This window comes from Gilliamella sp. ESL0232 (assembly GCF_013346885.1).
GTDB lineage: Bacteria > Pseudomonadota > Gammaproteobacteria > Enterobacterales > Orbaceae > Gilliamella > Gilliamella bombi.
On record NZ_JAAEDW010000005.1, the window covers coordinates 165,326 to 190,810 of the forward strand.

Here is a 25,485-nt window from a genome sequence, read left to right on the forward strand (position 1 = left end):
TGGGCTAATTAGTGAGATTTATGTAAATTTAGAAGATAAGAAATAGCTTCTCGGTAGTTAATTTCAAGATTTTCGCTACTTGATGAAGTGATATGCAAATCAGTAATTTTGCCATTATGAATTCCATAAACCCAACCATGCAAATTAACCTTTTGACCTCGTTGCCATGCAGATTGAATAATTGTAGAGTGTCCAAGATTGTATACTTGTTCGATTACATTAAGTTCACATAAAACATCCAAACGGATATCGGGTGGAAATTCCCCTAGAAGTGAGCTGTTTCGAAACCAAAGATCACGAATATGCAGTAACCAGTTATTAATTAGTCCTAAATCAGGATTTTCAACCGCATCACGAATTCCACCACAACCTAAATGACCACAAACAATGATATCTTCAATTTTAAGTACATCCACTGCATATTGAACGACAGATAAACAGTTTAAATCAGTGTGTATTACAAGATTACCAACATTACGATGCACAAATAACTCACCTGGCTTTAACTTAATGAGTTTTTCTGCTGACACACGACTGTCTGAACAGCCGATCCATAAAAATTTAGGGTTTTGTTCAACTGCAAGTTGTTTAAAAAATTCAGGATCTTCTTGCTCTATTTTTTCTGACCATTCGTGGTTAAAACGGATCAGATCGTTTACATCAAACATAATTAATATTTCCCAATATATTTCATTATTATTTTTTTATTTTAAGTTATTCAATATGCTGAATCTTACTTTTCATTATTAATTTACGCCACAAAGGAGTTGTTAATAGTTTGGCTTTAACAATTTTACTATAAAGTTTGAAGCGTAATGGTATTGTACGTTGATAATAACATTTATTAGGTTTTGGATGGCCACTATTTAATATTTTACTTAAAATTTCAGCGCTATCTAAAGCATAGCTAATACCTTCTAACGAACTTGCACTAATAAAACCAGCAGCTTCACCAATTAAAAAAATATTTTCATTACCAGTATAAAAATCACGTAGCCGATTTGGATAAACCACTAAACATTTTTCTGTTTTGAGAGGTTTGCCAAAAATAAAACCTTGTGTAGTCAATTTTTCTTTTAATTGTTCAAAATTTTGATTCGCTACTTTTTTAGGAAAAGCACCGCCAAAGATAAAATAACCATTTTTTGAAATACTCCACGAGTAGCAATTTGTTAATTCATTGTCGAATATACAAGAATTAAATGGAGTTGGATGTTGCTCTATAAACCATTGTTGTATCGCTACATATTGTCTTATCGTATGTTGAGGATATCGCATTCGTCTAACCAGAGAATTGGCACCGTCAGCACCGACCACATATTGAGCAGTGGCGTTGTGTTCATTTTTATTTTCATCAAGATAAGTGATCTGATAACCATCAATAATGCGTCTTACTTCTTTACAGAGTGTATTATGAAGGACGGTTACATTTGATGGTATTAGTGACTTTAGCCACAGATCAAATTTGTGCCGATCAAAACTTACATAACTCCGCTGATAATTGCGAATAAGTTTGGTTTGTAAGTCATAAGTTCTGACACTAAAAATTTGAGGATCAGTTAAAATATCAGCGGGTAAGTTTATATTTTGCCTAGCAAAGACTTTTTGTGCATCATCTGCTAATAGTCCCCCACAAGGTTTATGAAATCCGCCATTTCCCGTTTTATGTTTTGTATCTAATGCAATGACTTTGAATGAAGGACTCAGTAAACGGGCTAGCGTACTGCCAGCAGGCCCTAGTCCTATAATCGCGATATCGTAATCCATGTTATTGTGTAGTTCTTTTTTACCATGTTTAAAAGCCATTTATGTTAGCAAATTAAATTATGTGTGACTATTAAAGATGAGCACTTCTCTATGCCAGTTAACTTGTAAAAAAGTTTCAGGTAACTATGTGTTTCAGTATAAAATTAGATATAAACGTCTTTTTTAATGAATTTATTTTTGTTATTAATCTGACTTGTTTTTGCAAGTGAATCAAATATATTTTTCCCTCGACTGAATATTATCGTATTGATATAAGGACATCTTGCGGTATATGTCATATAACCCAAATTGTATGTGAAAATAGTATATTCACTATAAGGCGCTAATTTGTTTGAGTCAATCATTGATTAATCGTAATTATTTACTAGATTCAAAATAAGATAAAATTTTTAACTTATTTATTTTTAGTTGTTTTTATTGATCTCAAAAAAGCGATGTTTTCAATTTTTAATGAAATTCATTTAACTATTAGTAAATAGCTTCTATAATAATCGCCAATTTATCACGCATAAGAGTTAACAATGGAAAAGTTTCACGTAACAGGTCCAACATCGCTAAATGGCGAAGTGGTTATTTCTGGCGCAAAAAATGCTGCGCTACCCATTTTATTTTCTGCAATTTTGGCGGAAAAACCAGTAGAACTTCGAAATGTTCCTAAATTAAAAGATATCGATACAACTTTGGAATTGCTAGGCCAGCTAGGTGTAAAATATGAACGAAATGATTCTATTTACCTTGATGCAGGTCATCTGAATAACTACTGTGCACCTTATGAGCTAGTAAAAACTATGCGTGCTTCAATTTGGGCTTTAGGCCCTCTTGTCGCTCGTTTTGGGCAAGGACAAGTTTCATTACCTGGCGGTTGTGCTATTGGTGCAAGGCCTGTTGATCTTCATATTAGTGGTCTTGAACAACTTGGTGCGACAATCGCACTTGATGAAGGCTATGTTAAAGCGTCAGTCAATGGAAAACTAAAAGGTACTCATATTGTCATGGATAAAGTGAGTGTTGGCGCGACCGTTACGATTATGTCAGCCGCAACTTTAGCTGAAGGCAAAACTATCATCGAAAATGCAGCATGTGAACCTGAAATTGTTGATACCGCTAAATTCTTAAATATGTTAGGCGCTAAAATTACTGGTGCTGGTACAATGCGTATTGAGATAGAAGGGGTTGAACGTTTAGGTGGTGGTATACATGAAATAGTTCCTGATCGTATTGAAACAGGGACTTTTTTAGTTGCGGCAGCTATATCTAGAAGTAAAATCACTTGCCGTAAAACTGATCCAACCCTACTTGATGCGGTGCTTTCTAAATTGAAGGAAGCTGGTGCTAAGATTGAGGTAGGTGAAGATTGGATTTGTTTAGATATGCAAGGAAAAAGGGCAAAAGCTGTTAACATTCATACTGCTCCGCATCCAGGTTTTCCTACTGATATGCAAGCACAATTCTCATTGCTAAATATGGTTGCTGAAGGTACAGGAATCATTAAAGAAACCATTTTCGAAAATCGATTTATGCATGTTCCTGAGCTAATTCGCATGGGTGCAAAAGCAGAAATTGAAGGTAATACCTTAATTACCCATGGTGTTGAAACATTGAGCGGTGCACAAGTGATGGCGACGGATTTGCGGGCGTCAGCGAGTCTAGTTTTAGCTGGTTGTATTGCTGAAGGTTTAACCACTGTTGATCGTATTTACCATATAGATCGAGGCTATGACAATATTGAAGCAAAATTAAGAAAATTAGGCGCCAATATTGAAAGGGTGAAATAATTCATTTTCGATAAAAAATTAATAAGTTGTTTTTTCAAAAGGAGCGTAATGATGACAAAGCAAGCATTGGTGTTTTTATCGAATGGTTGTGAAGAAACAGAAGCAGTAACCACTATCGATTTATTAACCCGAGCTGATATTAAAGTTACTACTGCAAGTATTTCAAATTCTCGTGAAATTGAATGTTCTCGAGGGGTAACCATTTTGGCCAAAAAAATACTTTCGGATGTTCAATACATTGATTTTGATGTTGTTGTTTTACCTGGAGGTGTTAAAGGCGCTGAAAATTTTCGAGATTGTCCATTGCTAATCGAAAAATTGAAACAAACGCACCAAAGTGGCGGTATTGTTGCTGCAATCTGTGCTTCTCCAGCTATGGTTTTACAACATCATAACTTATTTCCACACGCATATATGACTGGTTATCCAACCACTAAAGAGGCGTTTAAAAATTGGAAGTCCGATAGAGTTTATTTTGATGAGTTGTATAAAGTTATTACTAGCCAAGGTCCCGCAACGTCTATTGATTTTGCTTTAAAAATTATAGATGCGTTGTTAGGCCGAATAAAAGCAGCTGAAATTGCTCGGCAATTAGTTCTTCCTTTGGGAATTGAATCCTATCAATAAATAGGTACTAAATGTCAAATTCACATTTGTATGAAAAATTAGTTAAAAGAGCGACGCTAGGCGCTGTTTCAATCTCTATTTCCTTAATTTTAATTAAATTTATTACTTGTTGGTTTACTGGTTCAATAAGTTTATTTGCTTCATTATTAGATTCAAGTATCGATTTACTTGCTTCTGGTGTTAACTTTTTTTTAGTTCGTTATGCACTAAAGCCCGCAGATGCTGATCATACTTTTGGTCATGGCAAGGCCGAATCTTTGGCAGGATTATTACAAAGTGCGTTTATTATTGGTTCTGCAATAATTTTATTACTTTCTAGCATTCGCTCTTTTATTTATCCGAATGAACTGCAGGAACCTTTATTGGGGATTATTGTCTCAACTGTTTCTGCTGTAGTGACATGCATTCTTGTTTTGTATCAAAGATATGTTGTAAAAATCACTAAAAGTAATGCTATTCAAGCCGATATGTTGCATTATTCTTCCGACATGTTGTTGAATATTGCTGTTATAATTGCACTTTGTTTAAGTTGGTATGGCATTACTTATGCTGATGCGGCCTTTGCAATTTTTATTGCTTTGTATATTTGTTATAATGCTTATCACATTGCACATAATGCAATTAAAGACCTATTGGATCATGCTTTACCAGATAGTGATAATTTGCGAATAGCTGAAATTGTTGCTTCATATCCAGATGTAAGAGGTTTTCATGATCTAAAGACCCGCCAAGCAGGCCCTCTCAAATTTATTCAATTGCATCTTGAATTAGACGATGATATGCCTTTAATCACTGCTCATGCCATTGCTGATGCTATTGAAAAACATATTTCTAAAGAATTTTCTCCTGCAACGGTGATTATTCATCAAGATCCAATTTCTGTTGTGCCCATCGAAATGATGAAGTAGAAAACTTAATCAAAAATAGCTTTTATTGTCTATTGTTAGATATCTGTTAAGACTCTATAATAACTAAAAGTTAATAATTTGGAGTTATTTTATATGATAAAAAAAATAGGTATTTTAACCAGTGGTGGCGATGCTCCAGGAATGAATGCTGCTATTCGAGGTGTAGTGAGAACAGCATTATCAGAAGGGTTGGATGTTTTTGGTGTTTATGATGGTTATATGGGACTTTGTGAAGATCGCATTGTTCAACTAAAGCGTTCAAGTGTATCTGATATTATTACTCGTGGTGGTACATTTCTTGGTTCGGCTAGATTTCCAGAGTTTAAAGATAAAGCTGTAAGACAAAAAGCCATTGCTAATCTAAAAAAACATCAAATTGATGCTTTAGTTGTTATTGGTGGTGATGGTTCATATATGGGCGCAATGCGATTAACTGAAGAAGGTTTTCCATGTATTGGTTTACCAGGAACTATTGATAATGATATTCGTGGTACTGATTATACTATAGGTTATTTTACTGCACTTAGTACTGCTGTTGAAGCAATCGATAGATTACGTGATACTTGTTCTTCACATAACCGAATTTCAGTTATTGAAATAATGGGGAGAGATTGTGGTGATTTAACCTTAAATGCAGCAGTTGCTGGTGGTTGTGAATTTATGATTATTCCAGAGGTTTCTTATACGAAGGAAGATCTAATCGAAGAAATTAAACTAGGCTTTGCAAAAGGTAAAAAACATGCAATTGTGACTGTTACAGAACATATGTGTGATGTAAATCAACTTGCAGTAGACATTGAAGCTGCTGTTCATCACGAAACTCGTGCCACAGTATTAGGGCACGTTCAACGTGGTGGTTCTCCTGTCCCTTATGATCGTATTTTGGGGTCTCGTATGGGGGCTTATGCTGTTGAATTACTGCTACAAGGCTATGCAGGTAGAAGCGTTGGCGTACAAAATGGTAAATTAGTACATCACGATATTATAGATGCTATCAATAATATGAAGCGTCCATTTGATATGGATCTATACAATACAGCCAAACGATTATTTTAAATGTTAATTGTGCCATTTAAGCATAATTAGTAATAGATAAATATCTGATTGTTTTATTAATAGGTGAACTGGTAAAAATGATATTTTATGACAGTCACCTATTTGTTTATCTACTAACTCCTTTAAAATGAGTCGATATGGAATTAGGCTGCTTTTAATAATAAAAGAGTTTTTATTTATCAAGTATGGATGTGAATCATAGTAAACTAATTACAATGTTATATTGGTAATTTTATGACACTACATTTTTTAGAAGATAATGATCGTTTTTATGCTTGTGATGCTAATAATAAAGAAATAGCTGAAATGACCTTTACAAGGGTCGGGAAAGATAAAGCTACTATTAATCATACTTATGTTGATTCTGCGTATCGTGGTCAAGGTATTGCAGATAATTTATTAGACCTTGTAGTAGAAAAATTACAGCAAGAAAAGCGTGAGATTATTCCTATTTGCTCGTTTGCTATTAAGAAATTAACTAGAAAATCAGATTGAAAGGCACTACCCTAAATTTTGTGTATTTACCTATTCAAGGTGACGGTTGATTCAGTCACCAAATTTTATAATGAACCGACTTATAGCATTTTTTTAAGTTTTGGATTGATATAGCCAATTTATTACAAGCGTGTGGTATTGTCCAAAAAATGACTTTTTTAACTGATTTATCTGTTTGTAAAACTTTACATTTCTTGATGATATGGCGAATAGGACTGTTTAAAGACTCTATTGCATTGGTGATGTAAATTTGCTTTGCGAATGTCAACGGGTAAGTACAAGGTGCTGAGGTTTTCCCAGTTCCTATACGCTACGACTGGCTAGTATAGTCCTACTTTTCAACCCAAATTGACCCAAAATGCGTAAATGCTTGTGCTTGCTGTTCTGTTGTAGCCTGATAAATCGCTTTCAAATTTTTTGTTATCGCTTTACACAAATTTTTACTTTGTCGATAATCAATTAAATGATATCGACAGCACGACGGTAACTGGCATAAGTTCTTTTTTTCATTTTTTATGAAAAAATAAATTCTAGCTATTAAAATCAATAACGTTTTATTTTAATTAATAAATTTGAACTATTGATTAATAATACTACATATAGTGATAAATTCAATTAATAGGTACTACATATTGTATATTTTGATAAATATCAATTATCATAATTAAAAACATACTTTAACATTGGAATGAAAGAATGAATAAATCAATACTCGTTACCAAACGAGATGGAAAGAAAGAACCAATAAACCTTGATAAAATCCACCGTGTTATTACATGGGCTGCTGAAGGATTAGAAAATGTTTCTGTTTCTCAGGTTGAATTACGTTCACATATTCAATTTTATGATGGCATTCGTACATCGGATATTCATGAGACAATTATTCGTGCTGCAGCCGATCTGATCTCACAAGAAGCGCCAGACTATCAATATTTAGCCGCACGCTTAGCGATCTTTCATTTACGTAAAAAAGCCTTTAATCAATTTACCCCACCTTCACTTTATGAACACGTTAAAAAATTGGTCGACAGTGAACTTTATGATAAACACTTGCTTGAAGATTATACGCAAGAAGAATTTGAACAAATGGATAAGATTATCGATCACTGGCGAGATATGTCTTTTTCGTATGCCGCAGTTAAACAGCTTGAAGGAAAATATCTAGTACAAAATCGTGTCACTGGCGAGATTTATGAAAGCGCGCAGTTTTTATATATTCTAGTTGCAGCTTGCCTTTTCGCTAATTATCCTAAAGATACACGTCTTAGTTATATCAAACGCTTTTATGATGCCGTTTCAACCTTTAAAATTTCGCTACCAACGCCAATTATGGCGGGGGTTCGTACTCCTACTCGACAGTTTAGTTCTTGCGTATTAATTGAATGTGATGATAGTTTAGATTCTATTAACGCCACAGCAAGCGCTATTGTTAAATATGTATCACAACGAGCTGGAATTGGGGTTAATGCAGGGCGAATTCGTGCGTTAGGAAGCTCAATTCGTGGTGGTGAAGCTTTTCATACAGGCTGCATTCCATTTTATAAATATTTCCAAACAGCGGTTAAATCTTGTTCGCAAGGTGGTGTGCGAGGAGGAGCAGCAACTGTTTTCTATCCTCTTTGGCATTTAGAAGTTGAAAGTTTATTAGTATTACGTAACAACCGTGGCGTTGAAGAAAATCGTGTCCGCCATTTAGACTATGGCGTACAAATCAATAAATTAATGTATCAACGTTTAATCAAAAACGAAAATATTACTCTATTTAGCCCATCGGACGTTCCTGGACTTTATGATGCCTTCTTTGCCGATCAAGATAAGTTTGAAACGCTTTATCACCAATACGAACAAGATCCAAATATCCGCAAACGCGAAGTTAAAGCCGTTGAACTCTTTGCATTATTAATGCAAGAGCGCGCATCAACTGGACGTATTTATATCCAAAATGTCGATCATTGTAATACTCACAGCCCATTTAATGCACAATTAGCACCTGTTCATCAATCTAATTTATGTATGGAAATCGCACTGCCAACAAAACCGCTTAACAACGTTAATGATGAACATGGCGAAATTGCCCTTTGCACATTATCAGCCTTTAATTTAGGTAAAATAGAATCTCTAGATGACTTTGAAGAGTTAGCCGATTTAGCGGTACGCGCTCTTGATTCACTACTTGATTACCAAGATTACCCTGTACCTGCAGCTCGTCATTCTTCATTAAATCGTCGTACATTAGGTATTGGTGTTATTAACTATGCCTATTATTTAGCAAAACATGGGGTTAAATATTCCGATGGCAGCGCCAACAATTTAACTCACCGTACCTTTGAAGCCATGCAATACTATTTGCTAAAAGCATCGAATAATCTAGCTAAAGAAAAGGGAACCTGCCCATTATTTAGTCAAACCACATATTCGCAAGGTATTTTACCTATTGATACTTATAAAAAAGATTTAGATACCATTACTAAAGAGCCATTACACTATGACTGGGAATCACTACGAGCATCAATTAAAACCTATGGACTTCGTAATTCGACATTATCGGCATTAATGCCATCAGAAACTTCATCACAAATTTCCAATGCAACAAATGGTATTGAACCACCACGTGGTTTTATTAGTGTAAAAGCATCAAAAGATGGTATTTTAAAACAAGTGGTTCCTGAGTATAACCATCTGAAAAATTTTTACGAATTACTTTGGCAAATTCCAAATAACACTGGTTATTTACAATTAGTAGGCATCATGCAGAAATTTATTGATCAATCAATTTCTGCTAATACTAATTATGATCCGGCTAAGTTCCCAAATAATAAAGTACCCATGAAACAGCTATTATCAGACTTATTGACTGCTTATAAATTTGGCGTAAAAACACTCTATTATCATAATACACGCGATGGCGCTGAAGATATTCAAGGTGATATTGTTCCAACAACCCATTCGGATGATGGCTGTGAAGGTGGCGCTTGCAAAATTTAACCTTGATTAAAACTAAATAGCTACACGCTAAAATTCAATTTTTTATCGGGGAAAACTAGTAATTTCCCCATTCAACTTGCCTTTTACACTGTCAAAAGGAAGCGGTAAAAGCAACAGTAAATGAGTAGGAGTTCTTTTATGAGTATGAATTACAGTACCTTTTCGCAAGTGCATAACGACCAGCTTAAAGAACCAATGTTCCTTGGACAATCAGTGAATGTTGCGCGTTATGATCAACAAAAATATGAGATGTTTGAAAAGCTAATTGAAAAACAACTTTCTTTCTTTTGGCGCCCAGAAGAAGTCGATATTTCACAAGACCGTATTGATTATGCTGCGTTACCAGAGCATGAAAAACATATTTTTATCAGCAATTTAAAATATCAAACTCTGCTTGATTCCATCCAAGGCCGTAGCCCTAATGTTGCTTTACTGCCACTTATTTCAATACCTGAATTGGAAACATGGGTAGAAACTTGGTCGTTTTCTGAAACCATTCATTCTCGTTCATATACTCATATCATTCGTAATATCGTTAACGATCCATCTGTGGTTTTTGATGATATTGTCACTAATAAAGAAATTCAAAAACGTGCTGGTGACATTGCAGGTTATTATGATGATCTTATTAGCTATGCAAGTTACTATAATTTATTTGGTGAGGGTGAACATAACATCAATAATCGCACTGTTTGCATTAATTTACGTGAACTTAAAAAGAAACTTTACTTATGTTTAATGAGTGTCAATGCACTTGAGGCTATTCGCTTCTATGTTAGTTTTGCCTGCTCATTTGCTTTTGCTGAACGAGAACTAATGGAAGGGAATGCTAAAATCATTAAACTTATTGCCCGCGACGAAGCGCTACATTTAACTGGCACTCAGTTTATGATCAACACACTACGCAGTGGTGAAGACGATCCCGAAATGGCTGAAATTGCCAAAGAGTGTGAACAAGATTGTTATAACTTATTTTTACAAGCCGCTAATCAAGAAAAACAATGGGCAGAATACCTGTTTGAGGGCGGCTCAATGATTGGTTTAAATAAAGATATATTATGCCAATATGTCGAGTATATAACGAACATTCGTATGCAAGCGGTCGGACTAAAATTACCTTTTGAAGCTAAATCCAATCCAATTCCATGGATTAATAACTGGCTTGTTTCCGATAATGTGCAAGTAGCACCACAAGAAGCCGAAATGAGCTCATATTTAGTTGGACAAATTGATTCTGAAATTAATGAAGATGATTTAAGCGATTTTACTTTATAATTTTATACTCAAACACATACTTACCTGAAACTTTTTGACAAAGGGAACAAATTATTGTTCCTTTTTTGTTGTTAATATCAATTAATAATAATTTTCTTTCTTCTAACCGTAGCTTGACAGTCATTTAAAATCGGGTAACGATATAGCTATTGAATTGTCTTAATTTGATAATATATCTATGACTAAAACCCATTTGTGTTACCCAGTCTCTCCACTTAATTTCAATGATGAACAGATAAATATTACATATCTAAAACAGCAGCTTGAGGAGTTTCAACAGTGGTCCATGGTCCAGTTTGAACAACAAGCTGACATTGATACCTTAGTGCATTTACGCAGTCAATTTATTGACCGTTTACTTGAGCGCTTATGGCGTTTTTATCAAATACCTAAACATGTTTCTTCCTTCTTTAAACGTAATCGTATCGCTTTGGTTGCTGTTGGTGGTTATGGTCGAGCGGAATTACACCCACTGTCAGATATTGATATTTTAATTTTAAGTGATTATCCGTTGACTAAAGAGATAGAAAAACAGATCAGTGATTTAGTTCGCTTGTTATGGGATTTACATTTAGATATAGGGCACAGTGTTAGAACATTAAGAATCTGTCTACAAGAAGCAAAAAATGATATCACAATAATGACTAATTTGATTGAATCAAGGCTTATTTCTGGCAATCAATTACTATTAGATGAACTACACAAGCAAATTTTTAGCGATAAAATCTGGCCGTCTCGTGCTTTTTATAAGGCAAAAATACAAGAACAACATGAACGTCATAAGCAATATCACAGCACCTCTTATAACCTAGAGCCTGATTTGAAAAATAGTCCAGGAGGATTGCGAGATATGCAAATTATTCAATGGATAGCGATTCGTCACTTTGGTGGCGAATTTCTACAAAAAATAGCTGATTTCAACTATTTAACCCCTGAAGATATTGAAGACTTTAAAACTTGTCGTAAATTTTTATGGAGAATACGTTTTGCGCTTCATTGTGTCATAACTCGTTATGATAATCGTTTGTTATTCGATCGTCAGTTAAGCATTGCTAACATGTTAGGTTATCAAGGCGAAGGTAATGCTCCTGTTGAGAAAATGATGCATGATTATTATCGTGTTGCTCACAATATTACTGAACTTAATCAAATGTTATTACAACTGTTTTATGAATCTATACTTGAACATAATCCACACAACAAACCTTACGATATTGATAAATATTTTCAAGTTCGAGACAACCTAATTGATGTAAAAGATAATGACATTTTCAAAAAAGCTCCCGTCATGATTATGCAGCTTTTTCACACTATTTTGTTGAATCCTCAAATTACAGGACTGTATTCTAATACAATTAGACAATTACGTTCCGCTCGGCGCACACTAACCACTTTACTTTGTGAAGATGCAAAAGCAAGAGCGTTTTTTATGTCGATTATCAAGCACCAAGATGCAATTAATAAAGCCATTTTACCAATGCATAAATACGGTATACTTTCTGTCTATATACCGGGTTGGAAACATATATCTGGGATGATGCAATTTGATCTATTCCATGCTTACACTGTTGATGAACATACCATCCGCTTGCTGCTTGAACTTGATAGTCTTAAAACCGAAAGTGGCAAACAAAAACATCCTAATAGTGCAAAAGTCTTTGCTAAATTACCTAAACTCGAATTATTGGTAATTGCTAGTCTATTTCATGATATTGGCAAAGGTAGGCATGGCGATCACTCGGAAATTGGCGCTCATTTAGTTGAAAAATTTTGTCAACTACACGAACTCGAAACCAAAGATACTGATTTAATTTGCTGGTTAGTACGTTATCACTTACTGATGTCTGTTACCGCTCAAAGCAGAGATTTACAAGATCCTGCGGTAATTGGAGAATTTGTTCAATTGGTCAAAAGTAAGCGTCGCTTACAGTATTTGTTATGCCTAACAGTAGCTGATGTTTGTGCTACAAACGAAACGCTTTGGAATAATTGGAAACAAAGTTTAATGCGCGAACTCTATCTTAGTGCAGCAAGTTCCTTTGACTCTGGTATACACCAAATACCCGAACAGCGAAGTGTTGCACGTAAAAATAAGCAAGAGGCATTAACCATTTTAGTTAAACAAAATTATGATGAACAAATTATTAAAGAGCTTTGGCAAAACTATCGCATTGACTACTTTGTCCGTTATACAACCGAACAAATTGTATGGCATGCAAAAATTTTATTGCAACATGACTTGGGCAAAACATTAGTAGCCATAAATCCAAATCCATCTCATGGTGGTAGTGAGCTTTTTATTTATTCGCCTGATAGACCTTATCTATTTGCAACTGTGTGTAATACGCTAAGTATGCATAATTTAACTATTCATGATGCACTTATCATTACGAATAAAAAAGGATTTGCACTCGATACATTTATCGTATTAGAGCCTAATGGACAGACTGTACAAGAAGATAGAAACCAAGGTCTAGTAAATGCACTTGATAAAGCACTACAACAACCTGTATACAAACCTGTCACCATAAAACCACCGAAACAACGATTGCGATCGTTTTCAGTGCCGACTCAGGTTAACTTTCTTTCAGCCTTTAATGACAGCCAAACCTATATGAAGCTCATAGCACTTGATAGACCGGGATTGCTGGCTTGTGTGGGCGAAATATTTGCTAATTTAGATTTATCATTACGGAGCGCTAAAATAGCAACTATCGGCGAACATATTGAAGATCTGTTTATTCTAACTGATAAAAACAATCAAGCGCTTGATGATGAAACATGTCAAAAACTTCGAGAATCAATCATTATAGCTTTTGATTCAATGAATTAATTTAATTAACCAAAAGATATAACTTATGCAATTTTTTATTATTTTATTTCCTATTTTTTGTATCTTTATTGTAGGTTTTATCGCACAAAAAGCCTTAAAATTTGATGTCGCCAACCTATCGAAAATGTCACTTTATGTGCTATCGCCCTTTTTGGCATTTAAAACGTTTTATACTCATACTTTAACCACTGATTATCTATTTTATATTGGTTATGTCTTTGGTTTATGCTTTTCATTAGTCATTATCGTCTCAATTTGGTCGATACTCATGAAGTATTCAGTTAAAGAGCGCTGTGCAATGATTTTGAGTTCCTGTTTTATGAACAATGGTAACTATGGTACTCCTGTACTATTAATCTTTTTTGGAGCAGTCGGCTTTGATCTTGGCGTAATAATGATGGTATTACAACAGTTTGTAATGAGCACTGTAGGCATTTACTATGCGGCTAAAGGTAGCGCTCATAGTGATATTGTAAATCAAAAAGACGTTATTAATAAAGTTATTCGCATGCCTGTAGCGTATGGTGCTTTTTTAGGTATTATTTTCCAATTGTGTCACATCCCTTTATCTAAATCGATTATGACTTCAATCGGAATGATCGGTGACGCATCAATTGTAGTGATCATGATTATTTTGGGCATGCAACTGGCAAAAATAAAACTTACTCAGCTTGATTATCCTAAAATCTCATTTGCCTTGCTTGCACGTATGGTGATTTCACCAATTGTGGCATTTTGTATGGTTTACTTTATGCCAATTGAGCCTGTTTATAAACAAGTTTTAATTGTCCTAGCTGCAATGCCAAGTGCCGCCAATACCACATTAATGTCAGTACAATTTGATACTCATCCAGAACTGGTATCAAGTGCGACCTTGCTCAGTACTTTATTAAGCTTGATCACTCTTCCTATTGTACTTGGATTAGTTGGAACACCAATTCCATTTTAGTAAAACCTGCCTTCTTAAAAGAGGCAGGCGTTATACAAATTTTTCAAAAATTAATTATTCATACTCTAACTATTATCGATAAACTAATTTTCAGTAAGAATAATCCTCTCCTTGCCATTCTTTTTCAAATTGTTTAACAAACTGAACTAAAAAATGATGTCTTGGCTCGGCTAGCTTTTTTGCTATGGGGGTATTCATCATATCTTTAAGTAAAAAAAGTTTTTCATAAAAATGATTAATAACGGTATTAGGATGTTTATAATTATTTTCATCCAGTGCAGTTCGTGGTGAAATATTAGGATCGTACATAATATTATGCTTATTACCGCCATAATAAAAGGTGCGAGCAATACCAATTGCACCCAATGCATCTAAACGATCGGCATCTTGTACGATCTGCCCTTCTAGTGATAATTCTTTTTTCTGATTAAGATTTTTTCGATATGACATATTCTCGATGATAGCAAAAATCATCTTAATTTCGGTGTCGGTAAGTGTTAAAGACGTTAAATAATCACGCAATTCCATTATTGCTTGACTTACATCAGTAACCACTTTTTCATCAATCACATCATGTAAATAAGCACTAACAATCACAATAAAACCGTTCGCTTTTGGTTCATGCTGTAAAATCTTTTTTGCTAACTTTACAACACGTTCAATGTGTGCCATATCATGACCAGAAAAGTCATTAGCCAATTTTTGTTTAACAAAAGCTTGTATGGCTTGAATCACACCCTGCTTATGTTTATTTGTTTTATTATTCATAATTTTGTATTGATAATTTAATTAACACAAACTGTGTTTCCATACTGCCAAATGTCAACTGACCCCATATTGCTGTATATTAAAAGATTATAAAGTTTATTGCCTTGATATGTATTTTGAGTCCAATAAACCTCATTACTTTTGAAATTACTACCAGGGTAGCTATCATTAATGTTAGCAGAGTCATAAGTTTCTCCCCATTCTGCCAATAATCCCCCACCAATACGACGTTGATAATTACTACCCTGACCTGCTAAACCTTGATTCCAATATTGAGAATTAGCATTAGTTAATTGATTAACTGTAGGTATTTGATAGCCCAACTGATTACAGTATTGTTCAGCCTGAGCATAACTACGATTGCTACCACTATAATCCTTTCTTGCGATAAACCATTTTTTGATGGTAAAACTATATACTTTATTGGTTTTGGCTTTATCGGAATATAAGATAAAGGTCGTCGGCACTGCGGTTGCTGCCTCGGCAGCGCTAGCCCCCTCTTTGGGTCCGACTAATCGAATCTTGGCAATACTGCCATTGCCCGTTATAGTTAAATCAATGCCCGATGTTGCTGGTGACTTGTCAAACGTCATATCACTGCCTAAGCTATCAACCATATCCATGGTAAAAAATAGCCCATATGCCCCCATGGTTGGAAAGTTTGATGCCGGATTATTTAAATCTTGACGTTTAAAACCTTTTGCATCATCCCATTGGTTTGGTGGACCTGAATAATTTGACCCACCCCAATTTTTTTTTCGACTATTACTTAAATATAAGTTAGGCTTGGCAGAATAAGTACAAGCGCCTTTAGGCGGATTTAGGTAATAGGTGGCGCGATTAGCTGCTATCTGAGTTGAATTTGGTTTGCCATAAGCCGTTGATAAAATGCTATTATCACTTTGCATTGTTACACTATAGGGCGCATTGCAATCCTGAAAGGTATCATCTAATCCCATTTCGGTACCATTGGCATCTCGACCAATAATAGTTAAATTCCCCGTTGCGGTAATATCACCATCGCCATCTTTATCAGCCCAAAAACCATTATTATTCAGCAAATCGGTCATTGAAATAGCACTTTGACCCAATGGAATAAGCGTTTTAATATCGCTAAGTTTTATACCATCACGTGGCAATGGTATCGGATTGGTTTTAGATGAGGGATTATTTTTTGGGGTTAGTACCTTACCATCAGGTAGTTCGATATTTAAAAATCTATCTGTATCCCATGATTGGGTTTTGCCGCCATCAAACGTTAAATAAGGTGCTGATCCCTCTATTTCTTTTGCGGTTTTTGCTGACTTAACTTTAGGTAATACCCCAAATACAAATAAAGGATGACTAATTCCTATACAAAAACACAAAAATAAAATTGATTTTAAAGTGATGAGGTTTTTTTGCAATATCAACAGTAAATTGCTACAGAAGCATAATCGACATATAACAAAACGAAAATAACTTAATGCTAACTGCTTAATTAACCCACTCTTATTCTTCTTATTTTTTATTCTAACATGTTGTACCTTTGACTTCATGATAATGTTCCTTTACATTAATATCCACACCATATAAATGCTATACCATAACGTTGCTAGCATAATTTCTTGTCAACTTATTACATTGCATAGCGCTTACTTGGTAATGATCGATTTTTGCAAATACATTTCCAACAAAAAATCCAGTTTCACAAATTAAAAATTAAGTCAACACGATTATAGCGTAAAGGCTATTTTTTTACATAAAAATTTCAATAAAATAATTGTCTATCACATGCAAAAAGACATTTTCCATCGTCTAGATACAATATTAGAAGGTAAAACGTTCTTTCTAGAGTAATCTAATCTTAGGTAAACAAATACACATACAATATTAATAGTAAAATTTCAGTAATTAATGTTTTTTTATTGTTTCTTTATTTTTTTACGATTGTTTTCACTAAAATGGAAAGGTAGAATGCGCGAATCAAAATATTATCAAAGCAAATATTGGAGTTGATTAAGTGAAAATATCAACGCGTAAAGTTTTGCCTTGGCAGTTAATAGAATACTTCACTCGTTATCGCCAATTTATAGCTCTACTATTTGGTCTATCTATCTTTTTTATAGCACTGATTGTGTGTTGGCACTTACTTAAGGCAATTAATGTTAATGAGTTAAAAAGAGCTATTCATCACCTTTCAATGTCTACAATTTTATTTTCGTGTTTATCTGCCATTGGTAGTTATTTAATGTTGATCTGCTACGAATGGTCAGCTGCACGTTATGCGGGTGTCAAATTGAAACCCGCAACTATTGTACTGGGCGGAATTTGTGCCTCAGCTATTGGTAATGCAATCGGATTGTCGGCATTATCTGGTGGTGCGGTGCGTTGTCGTCTCTATTTTAAACAAGGATTAACAACTATTGATGTTGCCAGAATGTCAATTTTTGTTACCTTATCATTAGGATTCACGTTACCACTATTAGCAGCGATTACCGCTTTAATTCATCCCAAAAATACGATGTTAGCTTTGCATTTATCAGCAAATAGTGTGTGGATAATTGCATGTAGCGTAATTTGCTTTTATGGTGTGCTATTTATCTTTTTGCAAAATAAGCGATTAGCAGAAAAACCAAATAACAACACCCAATTATATCAATTATTTCGATGGTCTATCCGTCTTCCTAATCTTCGTTTAGCATCTTACCAATTTATTATTACTCTATTTGATGCCATTTTGGCTGGCGCAGTACTTTATTTCCTTTTACCAAAACACCCTGATTTTGCTACCTTTATTATGATCTATATTCTGGCGTTAGTAGCTGGAGTGTTGAGTCATGTTCCTGGTGGTGTTGGTGTATTTGAAGCCATTATGTTAGCGGCATTTTCATCCGAAATTAATATAGCTTCATTAACCGTTGCATTAATCATTTATCGCATTATTTATATTTTAATCCCCCTTATTTTGGCGGCTATTTTGCTTTTAATAAACGAGGGAAAACATTTTTTAACTGCACCTCAAGTTAAAGAGACAGAAACAGGAATTGCAGCGCCTATCATGGCGGCAGCTGTATTTTTTGCCGGTGTGGTGATGATGTTTTCAAGTGTACTTCCTGGGTTTAATCACCATTTAGTCAGCACCTTTATCCCCAGTAAAATAGTCAATATTGCTCATCTAATTGCTAGTTTAATTGGCGTTTTATGCATATTACTTGCAGTAGGAGTAAGACGAAGACTCTATTTTGCATGGGGCATTTCGATTATTTTATTATTTTTAGGTAGTATCTGCTCGCTTTTACGCGGATTACATTGGATTGAAGCCAGTGTATTATTAATTATAGCGATATTATTAATCCATTTTAAACATGCTTTCTATCGTAAAAGTCGATTAAGCATATTACCTTTTTCAATTAAATCCTTTGTCATCTGCTTTTGCATAATTGCGCTTTTTGTATGGCTAATTTTATTTATATATCAAGATATTCCTTATAGTCACGATTTATGGTGGCAATTTGAGTTAGACAGCCGAGTACCGCGTGCTCTTCGTGCCGCTTTAGGCAGTTTTATTTTGTTAAGCTTTATTATGTTGTTTTGGTTATTTCGCCCTGCGCCACCAATTCTAACTCAACCAGAACAAAAGGAGCTAAATAAAGCCTATCAAATCATTTTAGATTCAAAACAACCTGAAGGTGGGCTTGCCATGTGTGGCGATAAGTCATTACTTTTTAATGAATCACAAACAGCTTTCATAATGTATGCCAAACGAGGCAGAAGCATGGTTGCCCTTTATGATCCAATTGGAAACAGTACTGATCGTGCTAGTTTAATTTGGACTTTTCGAGATTTGTGCGATCAACATAATCTTCGTCCGGTTTTTTATCAAGTTAAAGCAGCAAATTTACCTTTTTATATGGATATTGGTCTTAGAACTATTAAGCTAGGTGAAGAAGCCTTAGTTAATTTAAAACAATTTGATTTAAGCTCAAAAGATTATAAAGATCTTCGCTACACTTGGAATCGTGGTCAACGAGATGGTCTATCTTTAGTATTTTATTCTCCAGGCACAGCACCACTTGATGAATTAAAAGCCGTTTCAGATGCATGGTTAAAAAGCAAGCACGCTAAAGAAAAGCAATTTTCGTTAGGATCTTTTTCCGAGCAATACTTGAACAATTTCACTATTGCGGCAATAAAATATGAAGGTCGTATTATTGCTTTTGTAAATCTGCTAGAAACAAATCAAAATTATAGTGCAAGCATTGATTTAATGCGTGTTGTCCAAGATATTCCTAAATTAACTATGGAGTTTTTAATGGTTGGGTTGATTTTGCATTATCAACAAAAAGATTTTAAATTCTTCAGTTTAGGGATGGTTCCACTTGCAGGTATGCAAAGACGTCGAGGCGCTCCCATGATTCAAAGACTAGGTGCATTAGTTTTTAGACGGGGGGGACGTTTTTATAACTTCCAAGGATTACGTCGCTTTAAAGAGAAGTTTGCAACACACTGGGAGCCACGTTATATGGCCGCTCCAGCAGGGCTTGATCCTTTAGTTGCAATCATTGATACCACCATGCTAATTTCAGGTGGAATAACGGGATTAAAAAAGAATAAGAGATCATAATATGAAAAAAATAATACACGGCATTTTGTTGTTAATTGTTATGATACTCATAGTACTATTAGGATTTGTTGGTTGGTATTTGATAAAAAACCAAGATAGTGCGTCAGTAAAAACGATAACAATCGAAAATGACTTTTCTATTATATCGGCAAAACCTAAACAAACAGCCGAAGCTGCGGCTATTATTGTCGCAACTAACAACAATCATTTTACAGAACAACAACTATTAAACTTATCTGAAAAAATGGGCGCCAAACTAGTTCAGTTTGAATTAAAACCGCAAGCAACTTGTGCTGAGCAAAAAAATCGCTTTAACCAAGCTGTAAACATATTAGGAGAGTCTAATTTTGCTGTCGCAGGTATGAGAGAAGGTGCCACTTTTGCTTATCGATGGCTAGCAGAACAGCAAAGTGATGATGCTAAAGCATTATCAATAGAATTCATATTAGATCATAAAGATTGTGATGATCCATTGCCAAGTCAAGCTAACCACGGAACGTGGCAAGTAATTTGGAATAATCCACCCGAAGAAAATGTTGCCGTATTCCCACGAGAACAGAATAAGATTGCTGTCACCACAGGAATTGGCGAATACCAAACCTCACCTGTTGAGCTTTTAAGTTTGCATTTATCTTCAATTTTATTTGGTGATCACCAACAGCTACCTGTTATTGAATTACCCGCAACGAGTAAAGAAGTTCATCCTAAAACCGTTACTCTTTATTATTCTGGCGATGGGGGCTGGCGTGACTTAGACAAAGTATCTGCTGAATATATGGCAGCGCATGGTTACCCTGTTGTTGGTGTCGATGCTTTAAAGTTGTTTTGGCAACACCGTTCTGTTGAGCGTAGTGCAAAAGATCTCGCCTATTTGATGCAACAATATCGCGAAAAATGGGGTACAACTCGTTTCGTGCTTACAGGCTATTCATTCGGTGGAGATATTTTACCTGCACTTTATAACCGGTTATCAACTACAGATCAAAATAGTGTTCAAGCGATTGTGATGATCGCATTTTCAAAAAATGCTAATTTTGAAATTGAAATCAGTGGTTGGCTTGGTCAATCTGGTAATGAAATGAAAACAGGTCCAGAAGTTAATAACATACCAGCGAGTAAACTATTTTGTATTTATGGTGAAGAAGAGAAAGACGATACTGGATGTTTACAGCCAGAAATGAAAGGTGAAGCATTCAAATTACCCGGAGGCCATCATTTTGACGAAGATTATCAGCATTTAGGGCAAATTATCATGGATGCAATCGATAAAAGAACGCAATAACTTAATTAACCATCTCAAATATAAAAACCGTTTTCAGACCCAAAGCTCTCATGTGCCTTTGGGCTTTTTATAAGTATTAAAATTAATTAGTTTCTTTTTATGCGAATTTTACCTTCTGACAATAACACACCACAAAGCGTAAATAATGTTCCGATAGCAGCAATCCAGGTGAAAGGTTCGTTCAAAATAATAACAGCCGCAATAATAGTAAGAATTGGAACTAAATATAAATAAATACTAATTTTAACTGCACCAATTAATTTAACAGCATAGTTCCAAGATGAAAAACAAATAGCCGAGGCACCAACACCCAAGAATAAAAAATTAAAAATGTTAACGGGATCGGTAAAACGTGATAAATTCCAATCAAAGTCGAAGAGAGATAACACAGGAAACATTAACATCAAACCATAAAAAAAGAATCGCCTTGTTAACAAAATAGTATTGTAACCATAATTGCTACTTTTTTTAGTTAAAATCGAATAACAAGCCCAAAATAAACAAGCCAACATAGTAAGCAGATCACCAAGTGGATTTAACGAAAGCACAAACTTACCATTAAAGCTAATTAGTCCAACACCAATAATTGCAAATAAACAACCGATATAAAAACGTTTAGGTGGTGTTTCGGTTTTTAAAAAGAAAATAGATAGTATTGCAGTAAATATTGGTGCTAAAGTGGTAATTACTCCAACATTTGAAGCTGTAGTATAAGTTAATGCAATATTCTCACATAAAAAGTAACAAGTGACACCACAAAGCCCTGCGCACAAAAACATAAACTCTCGCTTAACCCCCTGCCAAGCCAAAAAGCGCGGTGATAAGATCCAAAGGGTTAGATAGCCAAGTCCAAATCGAAAAAACAAGATCTCTATTGGTTTAAAATCCGTCAATAAAACTTTAGTTGCAATAAATGTTGTTCCCCAAAGAAACACTGTCATTAATGCGATTAAGTGCCCTTGTGTCCTTTTTGAAAATAACATAATAATCTCTCTGCTCACATAATTATTTCGCAACCAAAGTACAGCTCATTACTCAATCTTTTTATTAAAAATAGTAATATTCAAAAAAATTTAAAACAATTTAAAACAATTTATAAGAAGACTTGATAACGAAAGAAAAGGCGTTATTTAAATAATGGAAATTTTAGTAATACTAGCTTTCTATACGTATTAGTGCAAATTATATCAAACAAAATAAGCAAAATAAGCAAAAAACTAAAGCAAGTAGTTATTAATAGATAATGGAAGAAGAAAGGATTTTACAAAATATGCAAATGGAAAAAATAGCAGGCAAAAAAAAATCCACCCGAAAACTCGAATGGAAGGCAAAAAATGAAAAACGTAATCTGTTAATATAGACAAACTAAATGGGGAAAAGTTCAATTTAATTTCATATATTTCTTAATATTTAATGATAAAAAGAGTAACACAATGATTTTTAATATAAATTATTTTTAAATTTTTATAAAAATCATCAATCTTATCCATTTAGTTTAATCAAATTACTAAATGATAATACTGCAAATTTTCCAATTTATCTGTTATAAGCTGTATTTTTATACTGAAACACATAGTTACCTGAAAGTTTTTAACAAATTTTTAAATCCTCAAATTATGATTGAATTGATATCCTAAAATTAACAGCTATAGTTATACATCTAATTCTAGTTATGTAGTTGTTATAATCACGGAGGGAGTAAAAAATATGTGGGATAAAGGGTTGGAAGAAGCAATTAAACAAGCTGGAGTTGTATTGGTGATTATGTAAAAATAAACAGATTAATCGATTTTAAATGAAAGTGGAACAAAAAAAGAAGATAAGAGCATAATCGTGAAATGGTGAGCTCTAACTCGCCATCATCACTTGTATAACGGTTTTTGTGCTATAACCGTTACATGTGTTACTTCTTAGTTTTTTTGTGTTTTTCATGACCTAGATGCGTGGTTATTTCTTCATTTAATGTGGTATCAATCACTAGTTTGTTCATAAAACACGTTAATTTGCCTAAATCTTTCTACGTTTTTATGCTTTTAGCTAGCTCGACTGCCATTTGTCTTACTTTTTATTCATTCATTTTATATTTAACTTGTTTTTGCTCATTAGAGTAGTTCAAAATAGGTAAATTCACAAATTCATTTGCAGGGTCAATTCAGAAAGATGTTTATAATCAATTAATTTTAAATGATATTTTATTTTTTATTTGTTTGGACATTTATTTTTGTAAATTGTAGTTTCAGTTACATAGAAATGTGATAATGTACGCTAGTTTATTTCATTATTCACAGTATCTAAAATGGTAACAGATAAACCGCAAAAAATTCATTCTATACATGTATTACGTGGTGTTGCAATTATAATGATTGTTTTTAGTCACTGTTTGGGTGTGTTTAAAAATACTCATTTAATTGCTAATAGTTATTTATTTTCTTTTTTAAATTTATTTGCCTTTAATTTCACTACTTTTTTTGTATTAATTGCTGGTTTTTTATTTCAACATCTAACTTATAAATTTGATACCAAAACTTATTATTTATCAAAGTTTAAAACTGTTGTTTGTCCTTATATTTCAGTATCTATTTTTTGCTTTGTTTTTTTTCATTATCAGTATTTATCTAATTTACCTTGGTTTTCATCGACTGAAACTAGTGTTGTTAGTTCAATAGTTAGGATGATGCTGACGGGAACACAACTGCTACCATTGTGGTTTATCCCGATGATTATCATTATTTATTTAATGGCTCCTTTATTATATTTTTGGTCGAAAAAGAATTTAATTGTAGCTGGTCTGATTGCTATGTTTTGGGTTGTGGTGTTTACTAAACCTGATTTTACTCAACCTATTTTAAATTTGTTGCATTATGGACCAGTTTATTTAATTGGCATGATGATAAAACAAAATTATCAAATTATTATCAAAACAGTTAAAGATAATTTATTCTTAGTTGTGTTTCTTTTTAGTTTATGTTTTTTTGTTCCATTTGCTTATCGCTATATGAGTCATTTAGGTGTAGAAAAACTTTATTATGATACATTACAAAAAATCGTTTTATTTATATTAGCGCTTTATTTTTTAGATGGGCTGAATCATAAAACGAATGAGGGGAAGTTATATAAATTCTTTTCTTATATGGCAAATATTAGTTTTCCTATCTATTTTATTCATGAAATTATTGTTTTAGAACTTGAACAGCTATTGTATATTTCTCCTCTAGGTTATGTAATCAAAACCGACAACGGTTGGTTAGCATCATTGGGAGCTGTAATCTTTTTAGTGTCAACTTTAATCGTAAGTGTCATCATCGCTAAAATAATAACGCTAGTTTTCAAAAATAAAGCAAAATACCTTATTGGTGCAATTCGTTAGATAATATCATCTATTATTTGACTTGGTGCTTTGAAATATCTTTATTAAATTTAAAACTTAGAATGTAAATTAATATTCTAAATTCACGTTAAAAATATGAGGTTCTTTATATTTACCATGTAAATTAACTTAATGAATTGTTTTTTCTATAGCAAATAATGTTTATTTTGTTTATGCCAAATATATTAAACATGTAGATTTGAACAAATAAAATGCAAACGAAAAAAAAATTGCAATTAACACTTGCAGGAAATTTTTAAGCCCCTATAATGCGCACCCACTGACACGCAGTCAGCGACAAGCAGACGGAAAGTTAGTGATTAAGTGAGATCAAAAATTTTAAAAAAAGATCTTGACGAATAAAAAAGGTTGGCGTAGTATACGCAACCCTTGAGACAGCGAACTAAATCAACGAAAGGTTGACGAGAGATGTAAGCTGTTAGCTCTTTAAAAAGAAGAAACAGACAATCTGTGTGGGCACTTACGAGACAAAAGATTAAAGTCTACGGACTAAAAAAATTAAGTCTTGATAAGTGACACTGAAGATTCATTTGAATATGTCAGAGACAGTTATTGAGCATCAAACTTTAAATTGAAGAGTTTGATCATGGCTCAGATTGAACGCTGGCGGCAGGCTTAACACATGCAAGTCGAACGGTAACATGAGTGCTTGCACTTGATGACGAGTGGCGGACGGGTGAGTAAGGTATGGGGATCTGCCGAATGGAGGGGGACAACAGTTGGAAACGACTGCTAATACCGCATAAAGTTGAGAGACCAAAGCATGGGACC

At 33.9% G+C, this 25,485-nt stretch carries 17 protein-coding genes and 1 rRNA gene; 13 read left to right on the forward strand and 5 right to left on the reverse strand.

The features are described from left to right. Positions 1–8: 8 nt before the first annotated feature. Both can and GYW75_RS07160 read right to left on the reverse strand, forming a co-directional pair. Positions 9–668 (reverse strand): carbonate dehydratase, encoded by a 660-nt coding sequence (can, locus tag GYW75_RS07155; protein WP_034914468.1) that lies wholly within the window; start codon positions 666–668, stop codon positions 9–11. A 46-nt stretch (positions 669–714) separates the two neighbouring features. Next, a complete protein-coding gene (locus tag GYW75_RS07160) occupies positions 715–1,806 on the reverse strand; it encodes an FAD-binding protein (protein ID WP_274600369.1) in 1,092 nt (363 codons plus the stop codon). 482 nt (positions 1,807–2,288) lie between these two features. Between GYW75_RS07160 and murA the strand changes: the two genes are divergently transcribed. The 9 genes from murA (at position 2,289) to GYW75_RS07205 (ending at position 14,670) form a co-directional block, all read left to right on the forward strand. Then, on the forward strand, positions 2,289–3,542 hold the full coding sequence (gene murA, locus GYW75_RS07165) for a UDP-N-acetylglucosamine 1-carboxyvinyltransferase (protein ID WP_174798879.1): 1,254 nt from the start codon (positions 2,289–2,291) through the stop codon (positions 3,540–3,542). A gap of 51 nt (positions 3,543–3,593) precedes the next feature. Further along, positions 3,594–4,169, forward strand: a complete 576-nt coding sequence (locus GYW75_RS07170) for a DJ-1 family glyoxalase III (protein WP_174798892.1) — start codon at positions 3,594–3,596, stop codon at positions 4,167–4,169. An 11-nt stretch (positions 4,170–4,180) separates the two neighbouring features. Continuing rightward, a complete protein-coding gene (locus GYW75_RS07175; RefSeq protein WP_065589615.1) occupies positions 4,181–5,077 on the forward strand; it encodes a cation diffusion facilitator family transporter in 897 nt (298 codons plus the stop codon). A gap of 93 nt (positions 5,078–5,170) precedes the next feature. Further along, the gene (gene pfkA, locus GYW75_RS07180; RefSeq protein WP_034914458.1) at positions 5,171–6,133 is read left to right on the forward strand and encodes a 6-phosphofructokinase; all 963 of its coding nucleotides are present in this window, start codon (positions 5,171–5,173) and stop codon (positions 6,131–6,133) included. 234 nt (positions 6,134–6,367) lie between these two features. Next, complete coding sequence (locus GYW75_RS07185; RefSeq protein ID WP_034914455.1) at positions 6,368–6,628, forward strand: GNAT family N-acetyltransferase; 261 nt, start codon at positions 6,368–6,370, stop codon at positions 6,626–6,628. Positions 6,629–7,324: 696 nt separating this feature from the next. After that, positions 7,325–9,613, forward strand: a complete 2,289-nt coding sequence (gene nrdA, locus GYW75_RS07190; protein WP_174798880.1) for a class 1a ribonucleoside-diphosphate reductase subunit alpha — start codon at positions 7,325–7,327, stop codon at positions 9,611–9,613. 144 nt (positions 9,614–9,757) lie between these two features. After that, positions 9,758–10,888 (forward strand): class Ia ribonucleoside-diphosphate reductase subunit beta, encoded by a 1,131-nt coding sequence (gene nrdB, locus GYW75_RS07195; RefSeq protein WP_065608766.1) that lies wholly within the window; start codon positions 9,758–9,760, stop codon positions 10,886–10,888. 178 nt (positions 10,889–11,066) lie between these two features. Then, on the forward strand, positions 11,067–13,721 hold the full coding sequence (glnD, locus tag GYW75_RS07200) for a bifunctional uridylyltransferase/uridylyl-removing protein GlnD (RefSeq protein WP_174798881.1): 2,655 nt from the start codon (positions 11,067–11,069) through the stop codon (positions 13,719–13,721). 25 nt (positions 13,722–13,746) lie between these two features. Then, positions 13,747–14,670 (forward strand): AEC family transporter, encoded by a 924-nt coding sequence (locus GYW75_RS07205; protein WP_065609266.1) that lies wholly within the window; start codon positions 13,747–13,749, stop codon positions 14,668–14,670. 90 nt (positions 14,671–14,760) lie between these two features. On the opposite strand, the gene GYW75_RS07210 is transcribed toward GYW75_RS07205, so the two are convergent. Further along, positions 14,761–15,438, reverse strand: coding sequence for an HD domain-containing protein (locus GYW75_RS07210; RefSeq protein ID WP_174798882.1), 678 nt, complete (start codon positions 15,436–15,438; stop codon positions 14,761–14,763). A 17-nt stretch (positions 15,439–15,455) separates the two neighbouring features. Next, positions 15,456–16,976 carry a hypothetical protein gene (locus GYW75_RS07215; RefSeq protein ID WP_174798883.1) on the reverse strand — a complete coding sequence of 507 codons (1,521 nt, stop codon included), beginning with the start codon at positions 16,974–16,976 and terminating at the stop codon, positions 15,456–15,458. Positions 16,977–17,440: 464 nt separating this feature from the next. Here GYW75_RS07215 and mprF point away from each other — a divergent pair, with 464 nt between their 5' ends. Beyond that, positions 17,441–20,044 carry a bifunctional lysylphosphatidylglycerol flippase/synthetase MprF gene (gene mprF, locus GYW75_RS07220; RefSeq protein WP_202983942.1) on the forward strand — a complete coding sequence of 868 codons (2,604 nt, stop codon included), beginning with the start codon at positions 17,441–17,443 and terminating at the stop codon, positions 20,042–20,044. Between the two features lies 1 nt (position 20,045). Beyond that, the gene (locus GYW75_RS07225) at positions 20,046–21,326 is read left to right on the forward strand and encodes a virulence factor family protein (RefSeq protein WP_174798884.1); all 1,281 of its coding nucleotides are present in this window, start codon (positions 20,046–20,048) and stop codon (positions 21,324–21,326) included. A gap of 86 nt (positions 21,327–21,412) precedes the next feature. Here GYW75_RS07225 and GYW75_RS07230 read toward each other — a convergent pair whose 3' ends face one another. Continuing rightward, positions 21,413–22,309 carry a DMT family transporter gene (locus GYW75_RS07230; RefSeq protein WP_085163903.1) on the reverse strand — a complete coding sequence of 299 codons (897 nt, stop codon included), beginning with the start codon at positions 22,307–22,309 and terminating at the stop codon, positions 21,413–21,415. 1,313 nt (positions 22,310–23,622) lie between these two features. Here GYW75_RS07230 and GYW75_RS07235 point away from each other — a divergent pair. Next, positions 23,623–24,693, forward strand: a complete 1,071-nt coding sequence (locus tag GYW75_RS07235; protein ID WP_065589605.1) for an acyltransferase family protein — start codon at positions 23,623–23,625, stop codon at positions 24,691–24,693. Positions 24,694–25,282: 589 nt separating this feature from the next. Further along, positions 25,283–25,485 (forward strand): 16S ribosomal RNA (locus tag GYW75_RS07240); the annotation flags it as partial.